Annotated in this window: 1 pseudogene; it reads left to right on the plus strand. The window is 57.3% G+C overall.

From position 1 onward, the window contains the following. A pseudogene (locus tag QSJ18_RS20145) lies at window positions 1-422 on the plus strand (recombinase family protein); the annotation flags it as partial.

A 422-nucleotide genomic window follows, 5' to 3' on the forward strand; every position in this document is an offset into this window, starting at 1 on the left:
CTGGACAAGCTCAACGTCAGACTCGTCTCCGCACGTGAAGATTTCGGTGATGGTGTCTATGCCGACGCCATGGAGGCCGTCACTGACATCTTCAACGATGTGCAGAATCGTTTGAGTGGTGAAGATATTCGTATCAAGCTCCAGCACAAGGCGATCAACGGTGGCACCACAGGCAAAGCGCCGCTCGGCTACCAGAACGCTCGAGTCGAGCATGAGGGCCGACAGATCAACACTGTGCAGCTTGACCCCAAGCGAGCACCGTTGGTGCGCAGAGCATTTGAACTATACGCAACCGGGGAGTACGGCCTCGAGCGGCTCGAAGCGACCATGGCTGATCTTGGGCTGACCACTCGAGCCACGGCGAAGCTCCCCGAACGCCCCGTCACGTTCAAATGGCTTCATAGGATGCTCAGAGAGCAGTA

Origin of the sequence: Gordonia heveisoli, from assembly GCF_030315745.1 — a bacterium.
Classification (GTDB): Bacteria; Actinomycetota; Actinomycetes; order Mycobacteriales; family Mycobacteriaceae; genus Gordonia.